This is a genomic window from Pseudomonas sp. UBA6753, assembly GCF_002453565.1.
Classification (GTDB): Bacteria; Pseudomonadota; Gammaproteobacteria; order Pseudomonadales; family Pseudomonadaceae; genus Aquipseudomonas; species Aquipseudomonas putida_Z.
In genome coordinates, this window is sequence record NZ_DKHD01000021.1 from 58,697 (window position 1) to 83,410 (window position 24,714).

Annotated in this window: 16 protein-coding genes; 7 read left to right on the forward strand and 9 right to left on the reverse strand. The window is 65.2% G+C overall.

What is annotated here, in order from left to right; translation table 11 throughout:
- Positions 1-77: 77 nt before the first annotated feature.
- The 6 genes from accC to B2790_RS08200 all read right to left on the reverse strand — a co-directional run bounded on the left by accC (position 78) and on the right by B2790_RS08200 (position 8,202).
- Positions 78-1,433, reverse strand: a complete 1,356-nt coding sequence (gene accC, locus B2790_RS08175) for an acetyl-CoA carboxylase biotin carboxylase subunit (RefSeq protein ID WP_003257054.1) — start codon at positions 1,431-1,433, stop codon at positions 78-80.
- Positions 1,434-1,450: 17 nt separating this feature from the next.
- Positions 1,451-1,912: an acetyl-CoA carboxylase biotin carboxyl carrier protein gene (gene accB / locus B2790_RS08180; protein ID WP_075044486.1), complete on the reverse strand. Its 462-nt coding sequence runs from the start codon at positions 1,910-1,912 to the stop codon at positions 1,451-1,453.
- A gap of 99 nt (positions 1,913-2,011) precedes the next feature.
- On the reverse strand, positions 2,012-2,467 hold the full coding sequence (gene aroQ, locus B2790_RS08185) for a type II 3-dehydroquinate dehydratase (RefSeq protein ID WP_003255330.1): 456 nt from the start codon (positions 2,465-2,467) through the stop codon (positions 2,012-2,014).
- 178 nt (positions 2,468-2,645) lie between these two features.
- Positions 2,646-4,418: a protein-disulfide reductase DsbD gene (locus B2790_RS08190; protein WP_286918594.1), complete on the reverse strand. Its 1,773-nt coding sequence runs from the start codon at positions 4,416-4,418 to the stop codon at positions 2,646-2,648.
- Between the two features lie 219 nt (positions 4,419-4,637).
- Positions 4,638-6,599 carry a methyl-accepting chemotaxis protein gene (locus tag B2790_RS08195; protein WP_025337564.1) on the reverse strand — a complete coding sequence of 654 codons (1,962 nt, stop codon included), beginning with the start codon at positions 6,597-6,599 and terminating at the stop codon, positions 4,638-4,640.
- A 244-nt stretch (positions 6,600-6,843) separates the two neighbouring features.
- Positions 6,844-8,202 carry a diguanylate cyclase gene (locus tag B2790_RS08200; RefSeq protein ID WP_137162909.1) on the reverse strand — a complete coding sequence of 453 codons (1,359 nt, stop codon included), beginning with the start codon at positions 8,200-8,202 and terminating at the stop codon, positions 6,844-6,846.
- Positions 8,203-8,450: 248 nt separating this feature from the next.
- Between B2790_RS08200 and B2790_RS08205 the strand changes: the two genes are divergently transcribed.
- From B2790_RS08205 to speA, 4 genes are all read left to right on the forward strand, one after another.
- On the forward strand, positions 8,451-9,518 hold the full coding sequence (locus B2790_RS08205; protein WP_013970713.1) for a DUF2333 family protein: 1,068 nt from the start codon (positions 8,451-8,453) through the stop codon (positions 9,516-9,518).
- Positions 9,519-9,520: 2 nt separating this feature from the next.
- On the forward strand, positions 9,521-10,057 hold the full coding sequence (locus B2790_RS08210; RefSeq protein ID WP_025337566.1) for an NUDIX hydrolase: 537 nt from the start codon (positions 9,521-9,523) through the stop codon (positions 10,055-10,057).
- Positions 10,058-10,354: 297 nt separating this feature from the next.
- Positions 10,355-10,726 carry a translation initiation factor Sui1 gene (locus B2790_RS08215; protein WP_003257057.1) on the forward strand — a complete coding sequence of 124 codons (372 nt, stop codon included), beginning with the start codon at positions 10,355-10,357 and terminating at the stop codon, positions 10,724-10,726.
- 152 nt (positions 10,727-10,878) lie between these two features.
- Positions 10,879-12,792 carry an arginine decarboxylase gene (gene speA / locus B2790_RS08220; RefSeq protein WP_025337567.1) on the forward strand — a complete coding sequence of 638 codons (1,914 nt, stop codon included), beginning with the start codon at positions 10,879-10,881 and terminating at the stop codon, positions 12,790-12,792.
- Between the two features lie 36 nt (positions 12,793-12,828).
- On the opposite strand, the gene B2790_RS08225 is transcribed toward speA, so the two are convergent.
- Positions 12,829-13,308, reverse strand: a complete 480-nt coding sequence (locus tag B2790_RS08225) for a hypothetical protein (protein ID WP_286918595.1) — start codon at positions 13,306-13,308, stop codon at positions 12,829-12,831.
- 115 nt (positions 13,309-13,423) lie between these two features.
- Complete coding sequence (locus B2790_RS08230; RefSeq protein ID WP_286918596.1) at positions 13,424-14,758, reverse strand: MATE family efflux transporter; 1,335 nt, start codon at positions 14,756-14,758, stop codon at positions 13,424-13,426.
- Between the two features lie 258 nt (positions 14,759-15,016).
- Here B2790_RS08230 and B2790_RS08235 point away from each other — a divergent pair, with 258 nt between their 5' ends.
- Positions 15,017-19,918 (forward strand): alpha-2-macroglobulin family protein, encoded by a 4,902-nt coding sequence (locus tag B2790_RS08235; RefSeq protein ID WP_286918597.1) that lies wholly within the window; start codon positions 15,017-15,019, stop codon positions 19,916-19,918.
- A 133-nt stretch (positions 19,919-20,051) separates the two neighbouring features.
- On the opposite strand, the gene B2790_RS08240 is transcribed toward B2790_RS08235, so the two are convergent.
- Positions 20,052-20,345: a hypothetical protein gene (locus B2790_RS08240; protein WP_013970720.1), complete on the reverse strand. Its 294-nt coding sequence runs from the start codon at positions 20,343-20,345 to the stop codon at positions 20,052-20,054.
- 77 nt (positions 20,346-20,422) lie between these two features.
- On the opposite strand from B2790_RS08240, the gene pbpC reads away from it, so the two are divergent.
- Complete coding sequence (gene pbpC, locus B2790_RS08245) at positions 20,423-22,777, forward strand: peptidoglycan glycosyltransferase PbpC (protein ID WP_085693325.1); 2,355 nt, start codon at positions 20,423-20,425, stop codon at positions 22,775-22,777.
- Positions 22,778-22,990: 213 nt separating this feature from the next.
- Positions 22,991-24,655 (forward strand): ShlB/FhaC/HecB family hemolysin secretion/activation protein, encoded by a 1,665-nt coding sequence (locus B2790_RS08250; protein ID WP_286918598.1) that lies wholly within the window; start codon positions 22,991-22,993, stop codon positions 24,653-24,655.
- Positions 24,656-24,714: the final 59 nt, after the last annotated feature.

Sequence of the window (24,714 nt, forward strand, 5' to 3'; positions counted from 1 at the left end):
TTGCCGGCGATGAGGCCCTGACAGGCAATAAAAAACCCCGGCACAAGTCCGGGGTTTCGGTACATCACACTACGCGATCACTCCTGGCTAGCCAGTTTGTGCTCGAGGTAGTGAATGTTGACGCCGCCTTTGCAGAAACCTTCATCACGCACCAGGTCGCGGTGCAGCGGGATGTTGGTCTTGATGCCGTCGACGACGATCTCGTCCAGGGCATTGCGCATGCGCGCCATGGCTTCGTCGCGGTCCTTGCCGTAGGTGATCAGCTTGCCGATCAGCGAGTCGTAGTTCGGCGGAACCGAGTAACCGCTGTACAGGTGCGAATCCACACGCACGCCGTTGCCGCCCGGGGCGTGGAAGTGCTTCACCTTGCCTGGGCTCGGGATGAACTTCTTCGGGTCTTCGGCGTTGATACGGCATTCCAGCGCATGGCCACGGATGACCACGTCTTCCTGGCGGAACGACAGCTTGTTGCCAGCGGCGATGCTCAGCATCTCCTTGACGATGTCGATACCGGTCACCATCTCCGACACCGGGTGCTCAACCTGCACGCGGGTGTTCATCTCGATGAAGTAGAAGCGGCCGTTCTCGTACAGGAACTCGAAAGTACCCGCACCACGGTAGCCGATCTCGATGCACGCATCGACGCAGCGCTTGAACACTTCCTGACGGGCTTTCTCGTCGATGCCCGGGGCTGGCGCTTCTTCCAGTACCTTCTGGTGACGGCGCTGCAGCGAGCAGTCACGGTCGCCCAGGTGGATGGCATTGCCCTGGCCGTCGGACAGTACCTGTACTTCCACGTGACGTGGGTTGGTCAGGAACTTCTCCAGGTAGACCATCGGGTTGCCGAAGGCTGCACCGGCTTCGGTACGGGTGAGCTTGGCCGAGGAAATCAGGTCCTCTTCCTTGTGCACCACGCGCATGCCGCGACCACCACCGCCACCGGCGGCCTTGATGATCACCGGGTAGCCGACGTCACGGGCAATCGCCAGGGCGACTTCTTCATCTTCCGGCAGCGGGCCATCGGAGCCCGGCACGGTCGGTACGCCCGACTTGATCATCGCGTCCTTGGCCGAAACCTTGTCGCCCATCAGGCGAATGGTGTCGGCTTTCGGGCCGATGAAGGCGAAACCGGATTTTTCCACCTGCTCGGCGAAGTCGGCGTTTTCCGCCAGGAAGCCGTAGCCCGGGTGAATCGCGGTGGCGCCGGTCACTTCGGCGGCAGCGATGATTGCCGGGATATGCAGGTAGGAATCCTTGGACGATGCAGGGCCGATGCAGACCGACTCGTCTGCCAGGCCCAGGTGCATCAGTTCACGGTCGGCAGTGGAGTGCACGGCGACGGTCTTGATGCCCAGCTCTTTGCAGGCACGCAGGATCCGCAGGGCAATTTCCCCGCGGTTGGCGATCAGGACTTTTTCGAGCTTCCCAGACATCGTTGGCTCTCCGCGATTCAAACGACGGTGAACAGCGGCTGGTCGAACTCAACCGGCTGGCCGTCTTCTACCAGGATGGCGTCGATGACACCGCCAACATCGGCTTCGATGTGGTTCATCATCTTCATGGCTTCGACGATGCACAGGGTGTCGCCTTTCTTCACGCTCTGGCCAACTTCAGCGAAGTTCGGCGAGGTCGGCGAAGGCTTGCGGTAGAAGGTACCTACCATCGGCGAGCGGATCACGGTGCCTTTCAGGGCCGGGGCAGCGGCAGCGGCTTCAGCGGCCGGAGCGGCAGCGGCGACCGGGGCAGCAACAGGGGCAGCGGCTACCGGAGCCGGTGCGAAGTACTGCTGGGCAGCTGGGGTCTTGCTGTGACGGCTGATACGGACCGACTCTTCGCCTTCCTTGATCTCCAGTTCGTCGATGCCAGACTCTTCCAGCAGCTCGATCAGTTTCTTGACTTTACGGATATCCATTAATCATCAACTCCCAAAGGTTCGGTCAGGGGGCGAAATACAAAAAACGTATCTGAAACGTTTCTCTCGAACCCTGGCCCACTGAGGCCAGGGTTTTCATCATTTGGGCTGTGCGTTGGCAGCCAGTTGTTCCAGCGCGGACTCCAGGGCCAGGCGATAACCGCTGGCGCCCAGGCCGCAAATCACCCCTACGGCAACATCGGAAAAGTAGGAGTGGTGGCGGAACGGTTCGCGTTTGTGCACGTTGGACAGGTGCACTTCGATGAATGGGATGCTCACCGCAAGCAATGCGTCACGTAATGCGACGCTTGTGTGGGTGAAAGCAGCCGGATTGATCAGGATGAAGTCCACACCCTCGTTGCGTGCGGCGTGAATGCGGTCGATCAGTTCGTATTCGGCGTTGCTCTGCAGGTACTGCAGATGGTGGCCTGCGGCGCGGGCACGTTGCTCCAGGTCCTGGTTGATCTGGGCCAGGGTCACGGCGCCGTAGTGGCCAGGCTCGCGGGTACCGAGCAGGTTGAGGTTGGGGCCGTGGAGCACCAGTAGCGTTGCCATCTGCGATTCCTTGGATTTGTAGGGCAATTCGACACAGCGCGGCGAGTGTGCCGTAAAGCGACGGCAAGTGTCCAGTTCCCGGCAATAGCCAGCACGATGTCCGAGGTTCGCGCGAAGTATGTGACCAAATAATTAAATTTGGTCACTGATTTCAGGATTTTTCACAGCTCGCGGGAAGTTATAGACCGACTTTGCCGCGCACGCGTGTCAGAATTTGCGCGAATTCACCGGCATTTATCTCGCCAATGACCCGATCAGCGGTTATTTCGCTACCGTTCGTGGCAAAGAACAACAGGGCGGGAGGGCCGAACAGCTGGTAGCGGTCGAGCAGGCTGCGTTGTTCGGCATTGCTTTCGGTGATGTCGAAACGCAGCAGCTTGAAGCCAGCCAGTTGCGCTTGCACCTGTGGGGCGGTGAGCACCTCGCGCTCGATCACCTTGCAGCTGATGCACCAGTCGGCGTACCAGTCCAGCAGTACCGGCTGGCCGGCCGCCTTGGCCTGGGCCAGGGCGGCGTCCAGTGCGGCGGGGGTAGTGATGGTCTGCCAGCTATCCGCCTGCACCGCCGGCCCGTTGCCGGTGGCCACAAGGGTTGCCGGCGGCAGCGGGCGCAGCGGGTCGCCGTGGCCGCTGAGGGCGCCGTACCAGCAGGCCAGGGCGTACACCAGCAAGGCCAGGCCGAGCAGTTGGGCCAGGCGCTGGCGCGCGGTCTTGACGACAAATTCGAGGGCACCGAGGAACAGCGCCACGCCAGCGGCGAGGAAACCGACCAGCAGCAAGGTCAGCGGGCCTGGCAGCACACGGCTGAGTAAGCCGATGGCCAAGCCCAGCAGCAGGACGCCGATGGCGTTCTTCACCGTGTTCAGCCAAGGGCCGCTTTTCGGCAGCCAGGCCGCGCCACCGGTAGCTACCAGCAGCAATGGTGCGCCCATGCCCAGGCCCAGGGCGAACAGCTTGAGTGCGCCGCCCAGGGCATCGCCGCTGGCGCTGATGTACAGCAACGCACCGGCCAACGGCGCCGACACACAGGGCGAAACCAGCAGGCTGGAGAGTACGCCCAGTATTGCCGCGCCCAGCAGCGAGCCGCCCCGGGTGTGGCTGGCGACATTGTTCAGGCGGTTGCTCAGGGCTTGCGGCAGTTTCAGTTCGAACAGGCCGAACATGGCCAGGGCGAACACCACGAAGAACAGCGCGAAGGGCACCAGCACCCAGGCCGACTGCAGGCGCGCCTGCAGGTTCAGGCCGGCGCCGAACAACCCCATCAGGGCGCCGAGTACCGCGAAGCTGGCTGCCATCGGCAGCACGTAGGCCAGCGACAGCGCCAGCCCGCGCAGGCCGCCGGCCTGGCCACGCAGCACCACGCCGGAGAGGATCGGCAGCATCGGCAGCACGCAGGGAGTGAACGTCAGGCCCACCCCGGCGAGGAAGAACAGCAGCAGCGACTTCCAGGTCCAGGCGTGTTCACCGCTGGCCGGGGCGCTTGCGCCGCCTTCGCCATCGATGCTCAGGCGTGCGGTTTCCGGGGGGTAGCACAGGCCTTTGTCGGCGCAGCCCTGGTAGCCCACCAGCAGGGTGAAGGCACGCGGGTCGTTGCGCGGCAGTTCGATATCGAGCACGCCGTGGTATACCTCGACATCACCGAAGAACTCATCGTGCTTGGCCTCGCCCTTGGGGATGTTTGGTGTGCCCAGGGCAATGTCGGCCGGTTCGGTGCGGAACTGGAAGCGGTGGCGATAGAGGTAGTAGCCGTCGGTAGCGACGAAGCGCAGCTTGATGGTTTGCGCATCGGCCTGGACCAGGCTGAGCTTGAAGGCCTCGTGTACCGGCAGGAAGTCGGCGTTGTTGGCCAGCGAAGCTGCGCCGAGGGTGGCGCTGGGGCGGTTGTCGAGCAGGCCCGTGGCGAAGGCAGGGCTGGCCAGCAGCAGGAACAGCAGGAAAAACAGGCGGCGCATGGCGGACTCGCGAGGTGGAACGTGCTGGGCATGATAGCGGAGTTGGTGCAGGTTGGGGCCATGCTGGTGGCATGGGCGACACATGGCCGCTGGCTCATGTGCTGCCTGTGCCGGCCTCTTCGCGGGCATGCCCGCTCCCACCTCGACCGCATGAACCTCAAGCCATGCGCTATCCCTGTGGGAGCGGGCATGCCCGCGAAGAGGCCAGCACAGGCCAGCTTAAACTCTGAAGGCCCGCACCGCCCGGTTCAGTTCACCACCCAGGCTCAGCAGCTGCTCGCCTTGCTCGCGCCCCTCGCCAATGCGCTGCAGGTTGTCCTCACCCAGCTCATGAATCCGCTCGCTGTGGTCGCGAATCTCGCTCACGGCACCACTCTGCTGCGCCGTGACATCGGCAATCCGCACCGCAGTGTCCGAAATGGTGCGAATGGCACAGACAATCTCGTCCAGCGCCCCATCCGCCGCCTGCGCCTGGTTGGCCGTGGCCTCGGCATGCTCAAGCTGCGCACGCATCCCGGCCACCGAACTTCTAGCTGCCTGCTGCAAGCGGTCGATCAGTGCCTGAATCTCTCCGGTCGCCCCGGTGGTGCGCTGTGCCAGCGAACGCACCTCATCGGCCACCACGGCGAAACCACGGCCCATCTCACCGGCGCGGGCCGCTTCGATCGCGGCATTCAGCGCCAGCAGGTTGGTCTGCTCGGCAATCGAGCGGATCACCGTCAGCACGCCGCCGATGGTGGCCGACTCCTCCGCCAGTTGTTCGATCATGCGGGCGTTGCCCTGCACCTCGTCGACCAACTCACGCAAGCCTGACAGGCTCTGGCCGATCACCGCCTGGCCCTGCTCCACTGCACGCCCGGCATCGCGGCTGGCGTCGGCTGCGGCACTGGCGTCGCCGGCCACTTGCTGGATGGTCGCTTCCAGCTCACCCAAGGCATCGCGGATCTGCCCGGTGTCGCCGGCCTGGCGTTCGGCGCCGTCATGCAGGGCGGCGCTCATGCCGGCCAGGGCGTGGCTGCTGCCAGCCACCTGCTCGGCGTTGTGGCGGATGGTGCCGACCAGCTCCACCAGGTACTGGCGCAGGCGGTTGAGCGATTCCTGGATGTCGCGCAGTTCGCGGTTGGTCCTGCCCAGGGCGATGGCCTCGGCGAAGTCACCCTCGGCCCAGCGCGACAGGGCCGGGGCCAGGCCGGTCAGGGTGCGCGCCAGGCGGCGTTGCAAGGTGTCGATCAGCAGGGCGATAAGCAGGATCAGGCCGATCATCAGGCCCTGGATGATGCGCACTTCGCCGGCAATTTTCCCATGCTGGGCGCGTACCTCGGGCTCCAGTGCTGCAATGGCCTGCTGCACGGCCTCCAGGCGTTGGCCGGTGCTGGCTGCCAGGGCGACACGGCGCTCGATCTGTTCGCGGGTGCGCTGCAGTTCCGCCGGGTAGCGGCCGAGCAGGCTCTGCAGTTCGCGCTTGAGGCCGACGGCAATGTCTTCCTGCTGGGCGCTGGCCTGGGTTTCCAGGCCCATCATCGCAGCGAAGTCGTCGGCACCGGATTCGGCGCTACGGGTTACGCCCAGCAAGGGCAAGGCGTCGATCGCCTGGGCCTGGGCACGGATCAGTTGCAGCTCGCGCTCCACTTCGTCGGCCAGCTCCGGGCGGCCGCTGCTGACCAGCTTGTCCCGGGCCAGCGACAGGCGACCGAGGTGCACGGTGGCGTCGAGCAGTGGCACTAGATAGCGGTTGGCGTCGGCGCTGCCGCTGTCGCGGGCGTAGCCGGCCAGTTGTTCGAAGTTGGCACCCAGTTCCCGCTCGGCCTGCAGCAGCAGGGCTTGCGGGTCGCCGGCCAGCTTGCCGGCGGCCAGCAGCTCCTCGGCGGTAAAGGCCTGCAGGCTGTCCAGGCTGGGGCGCAGTTTGTCGGCCAGTTCGCTGGGCCACTCGGCCAGCGCGGCCTGCAGTTGCTGGTTGGCCTCCATCGCCGCGGCGTGGCGCAGGGCATCGCCACTGCCCAGGTACGCCTGGATGTTGCGGGCCGCCTGGTTCTGGAACTGCTGGGACAGGCCCAGGTAGCGCTCCATCAACTGGTAGGGGCGCTCAAGGGCCCGCTGCGACCACCAAAGGGTGGCGCCCAGGGCGATACACACGGTTACCAGCAACAGGGTGTTGAAATTGGTCAGCCACTTCAGGCGCATAGCCGCGAGCTTCCTGCGGGGAGGGGGAGGTCGGTGGCTGAAGTTATTGCGATTTTGTGACGTGGTGATGACGACAAGGGGGTGATGCCATAAAAAAGTGGCACAGTGCCTGTATCTGTATTGCCTGTACTGGCCTATTCGCGGGCTCGCCCGCTCCCACAGGATATCTACCAGACCTGAATGCAGCGTAATCCCTGTGGGAGCGGGCAAGCCCGCGAAGAGGCCGGTACAGGCGATGAAGAACTCAGGGCTCTACACGCACCACGCAATTACGCCCGGCATGCTTGGCCCGATACAGCGCCTCGTCCGCCGCACTGGCCATGGTCAGCGCATCCAACCCCTCATCCATTTGCACCACCCCGGCACTGAAGGTGCACTGCAAGTCCCGTGGCTGCGCCGGGTAGAGAATCTCGGCAAAGCGCCGGCGGATTTCGTCCAGCACCTTGTGCGCCGCGTCCAGCGCGGTATTGGGCATGACAATGGCGAACTCTTCACCACCGTAACGGCCAATGAAATCGGTCTTGCGCAAGCGCTGCTTGAGAAACAGCGCCAGGCTCTTGATCACCCGGTCGCCCATGGGGTGGCCGTGGCGGTCGTTGATCTTCTTGAAGTGGTCGATGTCGAGCATGGCAAAGCTCAACGGCTGCTGCTCGCGACGGGCGCGGAAGCTGCAGTCTTCCAGCAGTTGCAGGATGTGGGTGTGGTTGTACAACCCGGTCAGGCTGTCGCGCACCATGCGCGCCTTCAGGTGCCGGGCGCGGGCGGCGCGGTTGCGCACGGTGGTGATCAGGTGGCGTGAGCGAAACGGCTTGGTCAGGAAGTCATCACCGCCTTCGCTCATGGCATCCAGCTGCTTGTCCAGGTCGTCCTCGGCAGACAGGTAGATGATCGGCACGCTCACATAACGGTCGCTGTGGCGGATCACCTTGGCCAGCTCAGGGCCGGTGCAGGCCGGCATGTACAGGTCGAGGATGATCAGGTCTGGCTGGAAGTCGGCCAGCTCGGCCATGGTGCGGATCGGGTCGGTCAGGCTGCGGGTGATCATGCCGGCACTGGCCAGCACGCGCTCGGTGTACAACGCCTGGGTGCGCGAGTCGTCGATGATCAGCACGCGCAACGGGTCGTGCTGGGTGGCATTGGTCAGCAGTTCGACCTTTTCCAGCAGACTGGAGGCTTCCAGGGTGCCGGTGAGGAAGTCCTGGCCACCGGCGCGCACGGCGGCCAGGCGGGTCGGGGTGTCGGTTTCGTGGTGGCTGAAGAACAGCAGCGGTATATGCCGGGCCAGCCCCTGCTGCACCTGGGCAGCCAGCAGCAGGCCTTGGCCGGCACCGTTGAAGTCGACATCCAGGATGATGGCCGAGGGCGGGTATTCGCCGATCGAGGCCTGAAACGCCGCGGCGCTGGGCAGCGCCTGCACCACCAGGCCAAAGAATTCCAGTTGCTGGGCCAGGCGCTGGGCACGTTCGTGGTCCTGCAGCAGGATATACACCGGCTTGCGCAGGGGCGGCAGCAGCACCTGGTCGAGCGGGTCGTCCTTGCGCAGGCCGCTACGCGTCAGCTGTTGGGCGGGGCACAGCGGGCTCGGCTCGGCTGCTTGGCTCATGTCCTGGCTACTTGTAGGTTGGGGTGTGCAGGGGCAATGATGGCTCTATGCTAGCAGTTCTTTTCAGGTGCGTGAGTGCGCTGCATCAACAAAGCGGTCAGAACGAATATTCAGTTGCTGACCGATTGGTCGCTTATGCGTAAGGCGGTGTCTGCTTTATAGTGCTGCCACGCGGGCTTGCCGTGGCACCCTGGCGCAGGCCTGTGGTCCAAGCCCCTGAACCGTCGTGACTGATTAAGGACAAAGCCATGCTGGACTGGAAAAACCGCGAGGCCAAAGCCGAGCCCCGCGAGCGTGTCGACGGCCGTGGCGCCGCCGCCCGTAGCTACCTTGGCGGCCTCTGGAGCCGTGCCCTGGGGACCCTGATCGGGTTGTACCTGCTGGTGTGTATCGGCCTGGGCTGGTACTGGAGCCAGGAGCCGGAGCTGTTCCCGGTGCAGCAGAACGCCCAGGCCGCAGCCGAGCGTACCGGCCAGCAGATGGTGGTGGGCTACACCACTATCGAAACCCTCAAGACCGTGGCCGGCACCTTGCTGAACAAGCCCGGTGGCTACATTTCCAACGACCGCTTCCCGCCAGGGCTGTGGATGGACAACATGCCGAGCTGGGAATATGGCGTGCTGGTCCAGGTGCGCGACCTGTCCCGTGCCCTGCGTAAGGACTTCGCCCGTTCGCAGTCGCAGTCGACCGAAGACGCCGACCTGGCCAAGGCCGAGCCGCGTTTCAACTTCGACAACAAGAGCTGGATCCTGCCGTCGAGCGAGTCGGAGTTCGAAGAGGGCATCAAGTCGCTGACCCGCTACCAGACCCGTCTGGCTGCCGGCGACAAGGGCGCAATCTTCTACACCCGTGCCGACAACCTGAACAACTGGCTGGGTGACGTGGCCACCCGCCTGGGCTCGCTGTCGCAGCGCCTGTCGGCCAGCGTTGGCCGGGTCAAGCTCAATACCACGCTGAAGACCGAGTCGCTGGTTGCCGGCCAGGCGCCGCAGGTGGACGAGGAGCTGGTAGAAACCCCATGGCTGCAGATCGACAACGTGTTCTACGAAGCCCGTGGCCAGGCCTGGGCGCTGTCGCACCTGCTGCGCGCCATCGAAGTGGACTTTGCCGACGTGCTGGCGAAGAAGAACGCCACGGTCAGCGTGCGCCAGATCATCCGTGAGCTGGAAGCCTCGCAGGAAGCCCTGTGGAGCCCGATGGTGCTTAACGGCAGCGGCTTCGGCATGTGGGCCAACCACTCGCTGGTCATGGCCAACTACATTTCCCGGGCCAACGCGGCGGTCATCGACCTGCGTCAGCTGCTGTCGCAGGGTTGACGATGGCGATCAGCCCGAACGAAGCCGCCCACCGGGCGGCTTCCGACCGAGAACTGGTCACCTGGGTGGACGAAGCCGACCAGGTGCTGGGGGCCTTGCCCCGCGCCGAACTGCGCGAGCGCGGCCTGATCGGGCGTTGCACGTTCATTCTGCTGTTCAACAGTGCCGGTGAGCTGTGCGTGCACCGGCGCACCCTGAGCAAGGCGCTGTACCCGGGGTACTGGGATGTGGCGGCAGGCGGCATGGTGACGGCCGGGGAGGCGTATGCCGATTCGGCGGCGCGGGAGCTGGCCGAGGAGCTGGGGATCGACGGTGTGGAGCTGCGTTTTCATGAGCGGTTCTACTTTGACCAGCCAGATAACCACTTATGGTGTGCGGTGTATTCGGCGGTGTCGGATGCGCCGTTGCGGTTACAGCCGGAAGAGGTGATCGAGGCGCGCTTCATTGGCCTGGAGCAGGCTGAGCAAGAAAGCCTGACCAAGCCGTATTGCCCGGACTCGTTGGCGGCGTTGCAGCGCTACAAAGCCAGCCTGGGATAGTTGTTTTGGCAGTGCCGGCCCTTTCGCGGGCACGCCCGCTCCCACAGGGACTGTGCAGTGTTCGAGAGCGGCGCCGTACCTGTGGGAGCGGGCGTGCCCGCGAATAGTCGCAAAACATTCGCAAAATGCCGCATTCCAGTACTTAGCAACAGCCGGATTTATCGTTACACTGCGCGCCCTTTTCGGGCTGCCGCAGGTCTTGCGGTGGTAGCGCCGCCCCTGCCAGAGTGGGGCTTCGCGGTCGGGCTCAACCCCCTGGGGCCGACCAGTTTTTGTCCTCAGCACAGAGGAACAAAAGTGGCCAAGAAAGCTTCTTCCTTCGCCGCCCTTGGCGGTCTCGTTTACTCCACCGACACCGGTCGGCACTGCCCCGACTGTAGCCAGCCGGTGGATGCCTGTACCTGCAAGCAGCAGGTCATCCCCGAAGGCGATGGCATTGCCCGTGTGCGCCGCGAAAGCAAGGGCCGCGGCGGCAAGACCGTGACCACCGTCACCGGCGTGCCGCTGCCGCTCGATCAGCTCAAGGAGCTGGCCTCTACCCTCAAGCGCCGCTGCGGTACCGGTGGCGCTCTGAAGGATGGGGTCATCGAAATCCAGGGCGACCATGTCGAACTGCTGATCGGTGAGCTGACCAAGCAGGGCTTCAAGGCGAAAAAGTCCGGCGGCTGATGCGGCCACGCGATTTTTTGCCCAGTGCTTTCTAAACTCGTTGCCGTGACCAGGGTCTACCCCAGGGCACGGACGAATCGTCATTTTTGGCTTTTACACTGCGCCCGCCTCCTTGCGGGGCAGTGTCTTCGACTTATCTATAGGGGACTTGAATGTCCGTACGACGCACACGCAAAGACGATGGTAGCCAATGGACCGTGGCCGACAGCCGCAGTGTTTATGGTATCCGCCATTGGGGCGCTGGTTATTTCGCCATCAATGAAGCCGGGCGCGTCGAAGTACGCCCCAACGGCCCCAAAAGCGCACCGATCGACCTGTTCGAACAGGTTGACGAATTGCGCCAGAGCGGCCTGTCGCTGCCATTGCTGGTGCGCTTCCCCGACATTCTGCAGGACCGCGTGCGCCAGCTGACCGGCGCCTTCGATGCCAACATCGCGCGCCTGGAATACCAGAGCAAGTACACCGCGCTGTACCCGATCAAGGTCAACCAGCAGGAAGCGGTGGTGGAAAACATCATCGCCACGCAGAACGTCTCCATTGGCCTGGAAGCCGGCTCCAAGCCCGAGCTGCTGGCAGTACTGGCGTTGGCGCCGAAGGGCGGCACCATCGTCTGCAACGGCTACAAGGACCGCGAGTTCATCCGCCTGGCGCTGATGGGCCAGAAGCTCGGCCACAACGTGTTCATCGTCATCGAGAAAGAGTCGGAAGTGGCCCTGGTGATCGATGAGGCTGCCGAGCTCAAGGTCAAGCCGCAGGTCGGCCTGCGCGTGCGCCTGTCGTCGCTGGCCTCGAGCAAGTGGGCCGACACCGGTGGCGAGAAGTCCAAGTTCGGCTTGTCCGCCGCCCAGCTGATCTCGGTGGTGCAGCGCTTCCGCGATGCCGGCCTGGACCAGGGTATCCGCCTGCTGCACTTCCACATGGGTTCGCAGATCGCCAACCTGGCCGACTACCAGCACGGCTTCAAGGAAGCCATCCGTTACTACGGTGAGCTGCGTGCGCTGGGCCTGCCAGTCGACCATATCGACGTTGGCGGTGGTTTGGGCGTGGACTACGACGGTACCCACTCGCGCAATGCCAGCTCGATCAATTACGACATGGACGACTACGCCGGCGTGGTGGTGGGCATGCTCAAGGAGTTCTGCGACGCGCAGGGCCTGCCGCACCCGCACATCTTCTCCGAGAGCGGCCGTTCGCTGACCGCGCACCACGCCATGCTGGTGATCCAGGTGACCGACGTCGAGAAGCACAACGACGACGTGCCGACCATCGAGAACAAGGAAGCCCTGCCCGAGACCGTGCAGTGGCTGGTCGACCTGCTCGGTCCGACCGACATCGAGATGGTGACCGAGACCTACTGGCGCGCCACCCACTACATGGGTGACGTGGCCGCGCAGTATGCCGATGGCAAGATCAGCCTGGCCGAGAAGGCCCTGGCCGAGCAGTGCTACTTTGCTGTGTGCCGCCGCCTGCACAACTCGCTGAAAGCCCGCCAGCGCTCGCACCGCCAGGTGCTGGACGAGCTGAACGACAAGCTGGCCGACAAGTACATCTGCAACTTCTCGGTGTTCCAGAGCCTGCCGGACACCTGGGCCATCGGCCAGGTACTGCCGATCATCCCGCTGCACCGACTGGACGAAGAGCCGATGCGTCGTGCCGTGCTGCAGGACCTGACCTGCGACTCCGACGGCAAGATCAACCAGTACGTCGACGAGCAGAGCATCGAGACCAGCATGCCGGTGCATGCGGTGAAGGAGGGCGAGGACTACCTGCTGGGTGTGTTCCTGGTCGGTGCCTACCAGGAAATCCTCGGTGACATGCACAACCTGTTCGGTGACACCGACTCGGTGAACATCTACCAGAACGCCGACGGTAGCGTGTACCACGCCGGTATCGAGACCCACGACACCATCGAAGACATGCTGCGCTACGTGCACCTGTCGCCGGAGGAGTTGATGACGCACTACCGTGACAAGGTGGCCAGCGCCAAGATCACTGCGCGGGAGCGGACACAGTTCCTGGATGCGTTGCGGCTTGGGTTGACGCGGTCTTCGTACTTGTCTTCCTGACAAACCAAGGGGTCGCTATGCGGCCCCTTTTGTTTTTTACTTTTGTCGAGCCGTTGCGGTGAGCTCGATTGTAACAGGCAAGACTGCGCCATCTTCTCTGAGGACTGAGTTGCTTGAATAACTGTAGACCTGTTCCTCTGTGCGAGCCGCTATTCTCAAGCCCTCAACGTACTTTACCGCTCCCGATTGCCGAGTGACGAGGAAGGGCGTAAGCCTCCGAAGGCTCTGCAATGCCTGATCATCTGGCTGTGTTTTTTCAGCTACAAAGTACAGGTAGGTCAGCGGCACCGTGGCACCGCCAGCATCGCTGAGCACTTCATAAACGGCACTTTTTTTTCCAATTGGCATTACAGATACGATCTTGGTCAGTGCTGGAGTCGAATCTGCGGAAAAAATCCATAGGGCTTGCCCAAGGGTGAGTACAAACAACCCTCCTATCAGCCATCTAGTAGCCGTGTGACTTGGCATATTCAATACCTTTCCTGATCCATTCCTGGTCTTCAGGATCATCACCATAAGGAGACTCACCCCACCATGACCCAGTTAAGGCACGCCCCCTCCATGGGTACTGCATTTATCGGCCTGAGACTTGGAGAGAGTCAACCCAACATATCTTTCATATTGTGTGTCCTTATCCACCGATCCACTCATCGTTTAGCTTCCATCCGATCCATCCCAGCGTTACTGCCCGCAACCCCATGAACCCGAGAAACGCCAACCACAACCCATGGTTGCCGAACCCCCTCATGGCCACCGCCAGTGGCAGCGCAATCACCACCGACACCAACATCGCATTACGCATCTCCCGCGCCCGTGTCGCGCCAATGAACAAGCCATCCAGCAAATAACTCCACACCGCAATCAACGGCAGCAATGCCAGGTACGGCAGGTACGGATAAGCCGCTGCCCGCACACTCTCGATGTCGGTCTGCAAATCGATGAACAGGTGCCCGCCCAGCAGGAACAACCCGGCAAACCCCAGGCTGGTGATCAGCGACCAGCCACAGGCCACCACCAGCGAGCGGCGCAATGTGTCGCGGTCGCGGGCGCCAATGGCATGGCCGCACAGGGCCTCCACCGCATGCGCCAACCCGTCGAGCGCATAGGCAGTCAGCAGCAGGCCGTTGAGCAGCAGGGCATTGGCCGCCACGGTAGCTTCGCCCAGGCGAGCGCCCTGCACGGTTATCAGCAGGAACACCAGTTGCAGCGCCAGGCTGCGCAGGAAGATGTCGCGGTTCACCGCCAGCAGCGGCCGCCAGGCCTGCCAGCGCTTGAGCGCCGCCCACACGATCTGCCCCGGGTAGGCGCGCAGGGCCGGGCGGGTCAGGGCCAGGCCGAGCAGGGCGGCGCTCCACTCGGCAATCACCGACGCCCGCGCCGAACCTAGCACGCCCCAGCCCAGGCCAAGCACGAACCACAGGTTCAAGGCGATGTTCAGCAGGTTGGTGGTCAGCAGGATGGCCAGCGGCGCCCGCGCGTTCTGGGTGCCGAGGAACCAGCCGACCAGGGCGTAGCTGGCCAGTGCCGCGGGCAGGCCGAGCAGGCGGGTATGGAAGAAGTCTTCGGTGGCTTGCTGCAGGGCCGCGCTGGGTTCCATCGCGTGCAGCGCCAACTGGCTGAAGGGCAGGGCCAGCAGGCCGATCAGCAGGGCGAAGCCTACCGCCAGCAGCAGCCCTTGTACCAGCACCTGGCGCAACGCTGCACCGTCGCCACGGCCGGCGGCCTGGGCGGCGAAGCCGGTGGAACCCATGCGCAGGAAGCCCATCAGGCCGACCATGAAGGTGAACAGCGTGGCGCCCACGGCTACGGCACCCAACTGGTGGGCGTGGGGGAGGTGGCCGATGACCGTGCTGTCGACCAGGGCTACCAGCGGCACGGAGATGTTGGACAGGATCATCGGCGCGGCCAGGGCCCAGACCTTGTGGTGGGTGGGGCGGTGCTGCCAGTCGGTGGAGAGTTGGGACATTTGCATTCCATGGGACCCTGGGGGCCGCAGCGCGCCCCTTCGCGGGCACGCCCGCTCCCACAGGATAGTGTTGTTCTTGCGGCCGGCGCCGAACCTGTGGGAGCGGGCAAGCCCGCGAAGGGGCGCGAAGCGGCCCTCCTTTTAACAAATGGCACAGTGTAACGGCCTGGCAACCAATGCGCGCAACGCCAGGTACTGCACCCGCTATTGCGCTATAGTTGCTGCCCTCACGTACACGCTGCCTAAGAGTTCTACTCCATGTTCAACAAAGGATTGTTGCTGGCCTGCGCGCTGGCTTTGCTCAGTGCTTGTGACTCTTCGACGCCGGACAAGCCGGCGCCATCCGAAAAGCCGGCGGCCACAGCGCCCGCCGCCACCGCGGCACCCCAACGCGAAGACCCGGCCGTACTCGCCAAACGCTACGAGGGCCGCGAGCTGACGGTGCTGGATGTTTCCGAAGTGCAGCTCGATGGCGCCGCGACGCTGTCGATCAGCTTCTCCGCGCCGCTGGATGCCAAGCAGGACTTCGCCAGCAAAGTGCACCTGGTCGACACCGTCAAAGGCAAGCTCGACGGCGCCTGGGAGCTCTCCGACAACCAGATGGAGCTGCGCCTGCGCCACCTGGAGCCGCAGCGCAAGCTGGTGCTGACCGTCGACAAGGGCCTGCTGGCGGTCAATGGCAAGCAACTGGACAGCGAGTCGATCAGCCGCCTGGAAACCCGCGACATGCAGCCGACCATCGGCTTCGCCAGCCGCGGTTCGCTGCTGCCCACGCGCCTGGCCGAGGGCCTGCCGGTGATCGCCCTCAACGTCGACAAGGTCGATGTCGAGTTCTTCCGCGTGAAGCCCGACATGCTCTCGACCTTCCTGGTCAACTGGGGGCGCAACAGCAGCCTGTACTACTACCAGTCCAAGGAAACCCTGGACATGGCCGAGCTTGTCTACAGCGGCCGCTTCGACCTCAACCCCGCACGCAACACCCGCGAGACCGTGCTGCTGCCGATCGCCGGCATCAAGCCGCTGCAGGAGCCAGGCGTGTACCTGGCGGTGATGCGAGCCTCGGGCACCTACGACTACTCGCAACCAGCGACGCTGTTCACTCTTAGCGACATCGGTGTGTCCGCGCATCGCTACCGCGACCGCCTCGATGTGTTCGCCCAGGCCCTGGAAGGTGGCAAGGCGATGAACGGCGTCAACCTTGAAATCCATGACGACAAGGGCAAGCTGCTGGCTCAGGCCAGCACCGATAGCGATGGCCACGCCCAGCTGCCGATCACGCCCAAGGCCGACACCCTGATCGCCACCCAGGGTGTGCACACCACCCTGCTGCGCCTGAGCAGCGCGGCGCTGGACCTGGCCGAGTTCGACATCACCGGCCCGCAGGCCAACCCGCTGCAGTTCTTCATCTTCGGCCCGCGTGACCTGTATCGCCCCGGTGAAACGGTGTTGCTCAACGGCCTGCTGCGCGACCAGGACGGCAAGCCGGTCAAGGCGCAGCCAGTGAGCGTGGAAGTGCGTCGCCCGGATGAGCAGGTCAGCCGCAAGTTCGTCTGGGAAGCCGACGGCAATGGCCTGTACCAGTACCAGCTGCAGCTGGCCAGCGAGGCCCCGACCGGCCGCTGGCAACTGCTGCTCGACCTGGGCGGCGGGCGCAAGCAGGTGTATGAATTCCTCGTCGAAGACTTCCTGCCCGAGCGCCTGGCGCTGGAACTCAAGGGCAGCAGCAAACCGTTGTCTCCGGATCAGGATGCGCGCATCCAGGTCAATGGCCGTTACCTCTACGGCGCCCCGGCTGCCGGCAACCGCCTGAGCGGCCAGGCCTATGTTCGCCCGCTGCGCGAGGCGGTACCGGCGCTGCCTGGCTACCAGTTCGGCTCGGTCACCGAAACCGAGCTGAACCAGGACCTGGAGCTGGACGAAGTCAACCTCGACCAGGCCGGCAAGGCCGTGGTCGATATCGAAAGCCGCTGGGCCGAAGCCCGCTCGCCGCTGCAACTGACCGTGCAGGCCAGCCTGCAGGAGTCCGGTGGCCGGCCGATCACCCGGCGCCTGGAACAACCCATCTGGCCGGCCGAGCGCCTGCCAGGCCTGCGTGGCCTGTTCGACGGCGAGGAAACCGACAGTGACGGGCCGGTGGAGTTCGAGTTCCTGGTGGCCGACCGCAACGGCAAGAAGCTGGCGGCCAACGACCTCAAGGTGCGGCTGGTACGCGAGCGCCGCGACTACTACTGGAACTACTCGCAGAGCGATGGCTGGAGCTACGCCTACAACGAGAAATTCCTGACCCAGAGCGAAGAGACCGTCAGCGTCAAGGCCGGCTCCACCGCCAAGCTGAGCTTCCAGGTGGAATGGGGCCCGTACCGTGTCGAGGTGGAGGATCCGGAGACGGGCCTGGTGTCCAGCGCGCGCTTCTGGGCTGGCTACCGCGCCCAGGACAACGCCGAAGGCGGCGCGGTGCGGCCGGACCAGGTCAAGCTGGCGCTGGACAAACCGGCCTACGCCGACGGTGCTACCGCCAAGGTCACCGTCACCCCGCCCGCAGCCGGCAGTGGCTACCTGATGATCGAGTCCAGCGATGGCCCGCTGTGGTGGCAGGAGATCGACGTGCCCGCCGAGGGCAAGACGTTCGACGTGCAGCTGGACAAGCAGTGGGCCCGCCACGACCTGTACATCAGCGCGCTGGTGATCCGCCCGGGTGAGCGCAAGGCCAACGCCACGCCGAAACGCGCGGTGGGCGTGCTGCACCTGCCGCTGAACCGCGCCGAGCGCAAGCTGGCGGTGAGCCTGCAGGCGCCGGAGAAAATGCGCCCGAAACAGCCGCTGACCGTGAAGGTCAAGGCTGCAAATGCCGATGGCAGCGTGCCGAAACAGGTGCATGTGCTGTTGTCGGCGGTGGACGTGGGCATCCTCAACATCACCGACTTCAAGACCCCCGACCCGTTCGCCAGCCTGTTCGGGCGCAAGGCTTACGGTGCTGACCAGCTGGATATCTACGGCCAGTTGATCGAAGCCGGCCAGGGCCGCCTGGCCAGCCTGGCATTTGGTGGTGACGCGGCGATGGCCAAGGGTGGCAAGCGCCCCAACACGACGGTGACCATCGTCGCCCAGCAGAGCCTGCCGGTGACCCTGGACGACAAGGGCGAGGGCCAGGCCACGGTCGATATCCCCGACTTCAATGGCGAACTGCGGCTGATGGCCCAGGCCTGGACCGAGGAACAGTTCGGCATGGCCGAAGGCAAGACCGTGGTCGCCGCGCCGCTGATCGCCGAGCTCTCGGCGCCGCGTTTCCTGGCCGGTGGCGACCGCACCAGCCTGGCGCTGGACCTGGCCAACCTGTCGGGCCGTGCCCAGCAGCTGAACGTTGAAATCAGCACCGAAGGGCAGCTGAGCCTGGTGGCCAACGCCGTGCAGAACGTTGCCCTGGCTGAAGGCCAGCGCTCGACGCTGATGATCCCGGTACAGGCCCAGGGAGGCCTGGGGCAGGGCAAGGTGCATGTGCGGGTCACTGGCCTGCAGTTGCCGAACGAGCCGACCGGCGCGTTCGAACGCGAGTGGACGCTGGGCGTGCGCCCGGCCTACCCGGCGATGCTCAAGCACTACCGCGTGGCCTTGAAGGACCAGCCATGGACCCTGCCTGAAGCAGACCTGGCCGCCTTCGAACCCGCCGGGCTTGAAGCCAGCCTGGCCTTGTCGAGCCGGCCACCGCTGAACCTGGCCGAGCAGATCCGTGCCCTCGAAGCCTACCCCTACGGTTGCCTGGAGCAGACCACCAGCGGCCTGTACCCGTCGCTGTATGCCGATGCCGACAGCCTCAAGCGCCTGGGCATCAAGGGTGAGCCAGCCGATGTGCGCAAGCGCAAGATCGAGATGGGTATCGAGCACCTGCTGGGCATGCAGCGTTACAACGGCAGCTTCGGCCTGTGGAGCTCGGACAGCGAAGAAGAATACTGGCTGACCGCCTATGTCACCGACTTCCTGCTGCGCGCCCGTGACCAAGGCTATGGTGTGCCGGCCGAAGCGCTGAAGAAGGCCAGCGAGCGCCTGCTGCGCTACCTGCAGGAGCGCAACCTGATCGAAGTCGACTACAGCGAGAACGCCGAACACACCCGCTTCGCCGTGCAGGCCTATGCGGCATTGGTGCTGTCGCGCAGCCAGCAGGCGCCGCTGGGTGCCCTGCGTGGCCTGTTCGAACGCCGCGCCGACGCCCGCTCTGGCCTGCCACTGGTGCAACTGGCGGTGGCGCTGGACAAGATGGGCGACAAGCCGCGTGCCGAGCAGGCCCTGCAGGCAGGCCTGGGCATCAGCCGCGGTAAAGGCTGGATGGCCGACTATGGTAGCGCCCTGCGCGACCAGGCACTGATCCTGGCGCTGCTGCAGGAAAGCAACCTGGCCAGCCGCCAGGTCGACCAGCGCCTGTTCGCCCTGTCGGATGAGCTGGCGGCCAACCGCTGGCTGTCGACCCAGGAGCGTAATGCGCTGTTCCTGGCCGGCCGTGGCCTGCTAGGCAAGCCGGAAGGCCAGTGGCAGGCGCGCCTGGACAGCGCGGGCGAAGTGCGCGAGTTCAACAATGCCGAGGCCGGCATGAAGCTCGAAGGCCCGTTGCTGGCTTCGCCATTGAGTGTGCAGAACCAAGGCAGCGAAACGCTGTACCAGCAACTGACCTTGTCGGGTTACCCACGCCAGGCGCCTGCGGCCGGTGGCAACGGCATGCAGATCCGCCGTGAGTACCTGGGCATGAATGGCCAGCCGTTGGACCTGCACAACCTGCGCAGCGGTGACCTGGTGCTGGTGCACCTGGCGCTCAAGGCCGAAGACCGGGTGCCGGATGCGCTGGTGGTGGACTTGCTACCGGCAGGCCTGGAACTGGAGAACCAGAACCTGGCGCAGAGTGCCGCCAGCCTGGACAACGCCAGCAGTGCGGTGAAGGAATGGCGCGAGTCGATGCAGAACGCCAGCGTGGTGCACCAGGAGTATCGCGATGACCGTTACGTCGCTGCGCTCAAGCTGGACAGTTACGGCACCACCCACCTGCTGTACCTGGCACGGGCAGTGACCCCGGGCACCTACCGCGTGCCGCCGCCGCAGGTCGAGTCGATGTACCGGCCAAACCTGCAGGCCGTGGGGGATGGGCAAGGGGAGATGACCGTAAAAGCCCGCTAGAATTGTGTCGCCTTTACCGGCCTCATCGCCGGCAAGCCAGCTCCCACAGGATGGAGCATGGCTTGAGGGCGACGCGGTCGAGGTGGGAGCTGGCTTGCCGGCGATTGGGCCGCAACGCGGCCCCCGGCCTTGTTCAGTGAATCACCCAGCTCATCACCCACAACCCCAGCAGCAGCCAGATGATCCCGAGGATGATCGAGGCGCGCATGAACGCGCGGATTGCCGAGTACAGCAGCACCAGCCCGATGATCAGGGCGAGGATGCTGAGCAGCGAGGTCTCCATGCCCAAGGTGCGCGCCAGGCCATCGATGAAATTGCCTCCGGCATTGGCCAGCAGGTTGAACAGCCCGCTCAATGCGTCGACGATGAAGCGGATCAACGACCCCAGCGCCTGGCCCAGCCACTCGAAAAAACCTTCTACATGCATAGTTGCTTCCTGATGAACGAATCGGCGATGTTGCCGTTCCCAAGCCTTTGGCCATCACCTGGCCAGGTCGGTTCCCGATGCCAAGCTTAACGCGGCCGCGTACCCGTGCGGGCAGGCTGTTGCGCGCCACGGTGATCGGCATGCTGGTGCTGTTCGGCCTGTTGTGGCTGGCCGACCGCCTCTGGCCGCTGCCCATGCCCGGCGACGACCTGGCCCGCGTGGTGCTGGCCGAGGACGGCACGCCGTTGTGGCGCTTTGCCGATGCCGATGGCGTGTGGCGCTACCCGGTCAGCCCCGACGAGGTTTCGCCGCTGTATCTGCAGGCGCTGCTGACCTACGAGGACCGCTGGTTCTACAGCCACCCCGGGGTCAACCCGTTGGCCCTGGCCCGCGCAGCCTGGCTGAACCTGCGTGGCGGGCGTGTGGTGTCGGGCGGCAGCACGCTGTCGATGCAGGTCGCGCGCCTGCTCGACCCGCATGAACGCACCTTGGCCGGCAAACTGCGCCAGCTGTGGCGCACGGCGCAGCTGGAATGGCATTTGTCCAAGCGCGAGATCCTGCAGATCTACCTGGACCGCGCGCCTTTCGGCGGCACCCTGCAGGGCGTGGCGGCCGCCAGTTGGGCATACCTGGGCAAGTCGCCCATGCACCTGACCCCGGCCGAAGCGGCGCTGCTGGCCGTGCTGCCCCAGGCGCCCAGCCGCCTGCGCCCGGACCGCCACCCCGAGCGTGCCCAGCGCGCCCGGGACAAGGTGCTGCAACGCCTGGCCGAATACCAGGTGTGGCCGGCCCAGCAAATCCGTGAGGCAGGTGAAGAACCGCTGGTGCTGGCGCCACGTCAGGAACCGGCCCTGGCGCCGCTGCTGGCCCGGCGCCTGAACAGCGCCGACAGCCCGCCGCTGATCCGCACTACGCTCGACGCCGCGCTGCAGCGTCGCCTCGAAGACCTGCTGCTGGGCTGGCGCGCACGGCTGCCGGAGCGCACCTCCGCCGCCATCCTGGTGGTCGATGCGCAGACCATGGCGGTGCGTGCCTACCTGGGCTCCATCGACCTGGCCGACGAGCGCCGCTTCGGGCATGTCGACATGGTGCGTTCGTTGCGCTCGCCGGGCTCCACCCTCAAGCCGTTCCTCTACGGCATGGCGCTGGATGACGGCCTGATCCATTCCGAGTCGTTGCTGCAGGATGTGCCGCGACGCTATGGCGACTATCGCCCCGGCAACTTCTCCATGGGTTTCAGCGGGCCGGTGTCGGCCAGTTCGGCGCTGGCGCTGTCGCTCAACCTGCCGGCGGTGCAGCTGCTGGAGGCCTACGGCCCGAAACGCTTTGCCGCGCAACTGCGCATGGCGGGCATGCCGCTGATACTGCCGCCCCTGGCCGAGCCCAACCTGTCGTTGATCCTGGGTGGCGCGGGCAGCCGCCTGGAGGACCTGGTGGGTGGCTACGCGGCTTTGGCGCGGGGTGGCAACAGTGCGCGGGTGCGCCTGCAACCGCAGGATCCGTTGCTGGAACGGCGCCTGCTGTCACCAGGGGCCGCGTGGATCATCCGGCGCATCCTCAGCGGCCAGGCGCGCCCCGACCGCGACCCGCATGCCGAGCTGGTGCAACGCCCGCAACTGGCCTGGAAAACCGGCACCAGCTACGGCTTTCGCGATGCCTGGTCGATCGGCGTGGGCCCGCGCTACCTGATCGGCGTATGGATCGGCCGCCCCGACGGCACACCGGTACCCGGCCAATTCGGGCTGGCTTCGGCGGCGCCGCTGATGCTGCAGGTGCACGACCTGCTGAGCAACCGTGACAGCCAGCGTGGTATCGGCGTGCCGGTGGAGCGGGTGCCGGCCAATGTCGGCGTGGCGGCGATCTGTTGGCCGCTGGGCCAGCCGATGAACAAACAGGATCGCAACTGCCGGCGTCAGCGTTTCGCCTGGACCCTGGACGGCACTACGCCGCCAACCCTGCAGGCCGCCGACCAGCCACTCGGCCTGGGCCTGCGCGAAAGCGTATGGGTCAACGACCAGGGGCTGCGCGTCGATGGCAGTTGCCCGGGCGCCAAGGCCCGCGACATCGCCCTATGGCCCGCCCCGCTGGAGCCTTGGCTGCCCCGCGTGGAACGGCGTGCGGCGCGCCTGCCGGCCATCGACCCAGCCTGTCCGCCGCAGGTGCCGGCCAGCGCGCCACCGCTTTCGATCGTGGGCGTGCGCCCGGGCGACAACCTGCGCCGCCCGGCCACCAGCAGCGAACCGTTGCAACTGTATGTGTCGGCGCTGGGCGGCGGCGGGCGGCGCTGGTGGTTCCTCAACGGCCAGCCATTGGGCGAAACCCAGGGGCAGGACAGCCTGCTGGTGCGCTTCCAACAGGTAGGCCAGGCGGAAATCAGCGCGCTGGACGAAAGCGGCGAGACGGCGCGCGTGGCGTTCCAGGTCAGCGAGTAGCTGTTCGACGAGGGCCGAGGCAGCACCTACGCTTGCAAGTAACGGGTGTTACCGGCTGGCGCCCCTGATGCCTGTCAGTCAAGCAATTTGGGGCCGCTTTGCGGCCCTTCGCGGGCACGCCCGCTCCCACAGTTCAGGAAATGCGCGATCTCGGTGGGAGCGGGCGCGCCCGCGAAGGGCTGCAACGCAGCCCCAGGGAACATGGAGCGCCCTATGCGTCCTCTGGCCGTGCCCCTGTTGTTGCTGCCTTGGGCGCTTGCGGCCCATGCCGAACCTTTGCCGGGTTTTCTCGACAGCCATGAGTACGAACGTCGCCTGCCCGGCGCCAACCTGCCGATAGACGCCTACCGCCCGGTCAGCGCTCACCTGCAGCTGGCCGGGGTGGATGGCGACAGCCCCGCGTGGGCGCCTGCGGATACCCCGCTGGTGCTGCATAAAGTGCGCTTCGAAGGCGGCACGGTGTTCCCCTTGAGCGACCTGCGCGAACACTACCAACCGCTGATCGGGCGCCAGACCACGTTGGGCGAGCTGCAGCAGTACACCGCGCGCCTGACCCAGCGCTATCGGCAGGAAGGCTACCTGTTGTCGTACGCCTACCTGCCGCCGCAGGAGGTGGCCGATGGCCGGGTCAATGTGGTGCTGGTCGAAGGCTATATCCGTGATTACCGCGTGGACGGCGATATTGGCCCGGCCGGCGCCTATCTGCACCAACTGCTGGAGCGGCTCGCCACCGAGCGCCCGCTGTCCCGGGAAACGCTGGAGCGCTACCTGGGCCTGGCCGAGCGCCTGCCGGGGGTGACGATAGATCCGCAGCTGGCCGTGGCGCAAGCCGCTGATGGTGCTGCGCGGTTGACTGTGCATGCGCAGCGCAAGCCGTTCAGCGCTGCTGTTACCGTTGCTGATGGCAACCGCGACGATGCGCAGGCGCTGATGACAGCAACCAGCCACGCCCAGACCCGATTTGCCGAACAGATCGAGGCCAGCCTGTTGCTGCCGCCGGGGGATGACCAGGTGCATTACCAGCGCCTGGCCTACAGCCAGTACCTGGACGCGGGCGGCAGCCAGCTGCTGCTGTCGGCTTCGCGCTACCGCAGCGAGCCCGGCACGCGGATTCGTCTGGACGATGGCCGTGACATCACCCGCAAGCGCAACAGCGATCGCTATGCGATCGGCCTGCGCCAGCCGGTGATCGTCAGGCCGGATGAATGGATGGTGGTGCAGGGGCAGGTGTATTCGGTCAGTGAGCACTTCGAGGACCGGGTGGATGGGGTGCCATCGGCACGGGACTACGACACCTACGTGCGTGCGCTGTCATTCGAGGGCGACTGGCGCAAGGTGGAAGAGGGCCGTTTGCGTATCGTCAGCGCTGGGGTCTATCAAGGCCTGGATTACCTGGGGGCGCGCAGCGATGCCGATTACGATCTGGATTTTCTGCGGTTGCGGCTTTCCGGTTTGCAGAGCGACAGGTTGCTCGGTAACTGGCAGGGGGTAGTGTCCGGGGCGTTGTACTGGAGTGATGACCGCTTGCCCGACAGCGAGCGTGCGGGGTTTGGCGGGCAGAGTTTCGGCCGTGGCTACCCGCGCGACCAGGCGGACGGGGACAAGGGCTGGGGTGTGGCTTACGAGGTGAATTACAGCATGCACGCCAATTGGCTGGCGTTGGTGCAGCCCTATGTGGTGTTGGATACGGCGCAGGCCTGGCATAACCGGGGGCCTGTGGAGGATGCCCACCTGGCTTCGGCGGCGCTTGGTGTGCGGTTGGGCGATGGGCGCTTGTTCAATGTGGCGCTGGAGCTGGCCAAGCCTTTGGCGGATGTGGCATTGGACAGCCTGGACCGTGGGCCTCGGCTGACCTTGACGCTTGGCGTTCAAATGTAAGGGGGCGCTGTGGGAGCGGGCGCGCCCGCGAAGAATCCAACGCGGTGCATGGCACCGGC

Coding starts and splice junctions, on each gene's coding strand:
- accC (WP_003257054.1), bottom strand. CDS start 1,433: ATGTCTGGGAAGCTCGAAAAAGTCCTGATCGCCAACCGCGGGGAAATT.
- accB (WP_075044486.1), bottom strand. CDS start 1,912: ATGGATATCCGTAAAGTCAAGAAACTGATCGAGCTGCTGGAAGAGTCT.
- aroQ (WP_003255330.1), bottom strand. CDS start 2,467: ATGGCAACGCTACTGGTGCTCCACGGCCCCAACCTCAACCTGCTCGGT.
- B2790_RS08190 (WP_286918594.1), bottom strand. CDS start 4,418: ATGCGCCGCCTGTTTTTCCTGCTGTTCCTGCTGCTGGCCAGCCCTGCC.
- B2790_RS08195 (WP_025337564.1), bottom strand. CDS start 6,599: ATGCGCCTGAAGTGGCTGACCAATTTCAACACCCTGTTGCTGGTAACC.
- B2790_RS08200 (WP_137162909.1), bottom strand. CDS start 8,202: ATGAGCCAAGCAGCCGAGCCGAGCCCGCTGTGCCCCGCCCAACAGCTG.
- B2790_RS08205 (WP_013970713.1), top strand. CDS start 8,451: ATGCTGGACTGGAAAAACCGCGAGGCCAAAGCCGAGCCCCGCGAGCGT.
- B2790_RS08210 (WP_025337566.1), top strand. CDS start 9,521: ATGGCGATCAGCCCGAACGAAGCCGCCCACCGGGCGGCTTCCGACCGA.
- speA (WP_025337567.1), top strand. CDS start 10,879: ATGTCCGTACGACGCACACGCAAAGACGATGGTAGCCAATGGACCGTG.
- B2790_RS08225 (WP_286918595.1), bottom strand. CDS start 13,308: ATGGTGATGATCCTGAAGACCAGGAATGGATCAGGAAAGGTATTGAAT.
- B2790_RS08230 (WP_286918596.1), bottom strand. CDS start 14,758: ATGTCCCAACTCTCCACCGACTGGCAGCACCGCCCCACCCACCACAAG.
- B2790_RS08235 (WP_286918597.1), top strand. CDS start 15,017: ATGTTCAACAAAGGATTGTTGCTGGCCTGCGCGCTGGCTTTGCTCAGT.
- B2790_RS08240 (WP_013970720.1), bottom strand. CDS start 20,345: ATGCATGTAGAAGGTTTTTTCGAGTGGCTGGGCCAGGCGCTGGGGTCG.
- pbpC (WP_085693325.1), top strand. CDS start 20,423: ATGCCAAGCTTAACGCGGCCGCGTACCCGTGCGGGCAGGCTGTTGCGC.
- B2790_RS08250 (WP_286918598.1), top strand. CDS start 22,991: ATGCGTCCTCTGGCCGTGCCCCTGTTGTTGCTGCCTTGGGCGCTTGCG.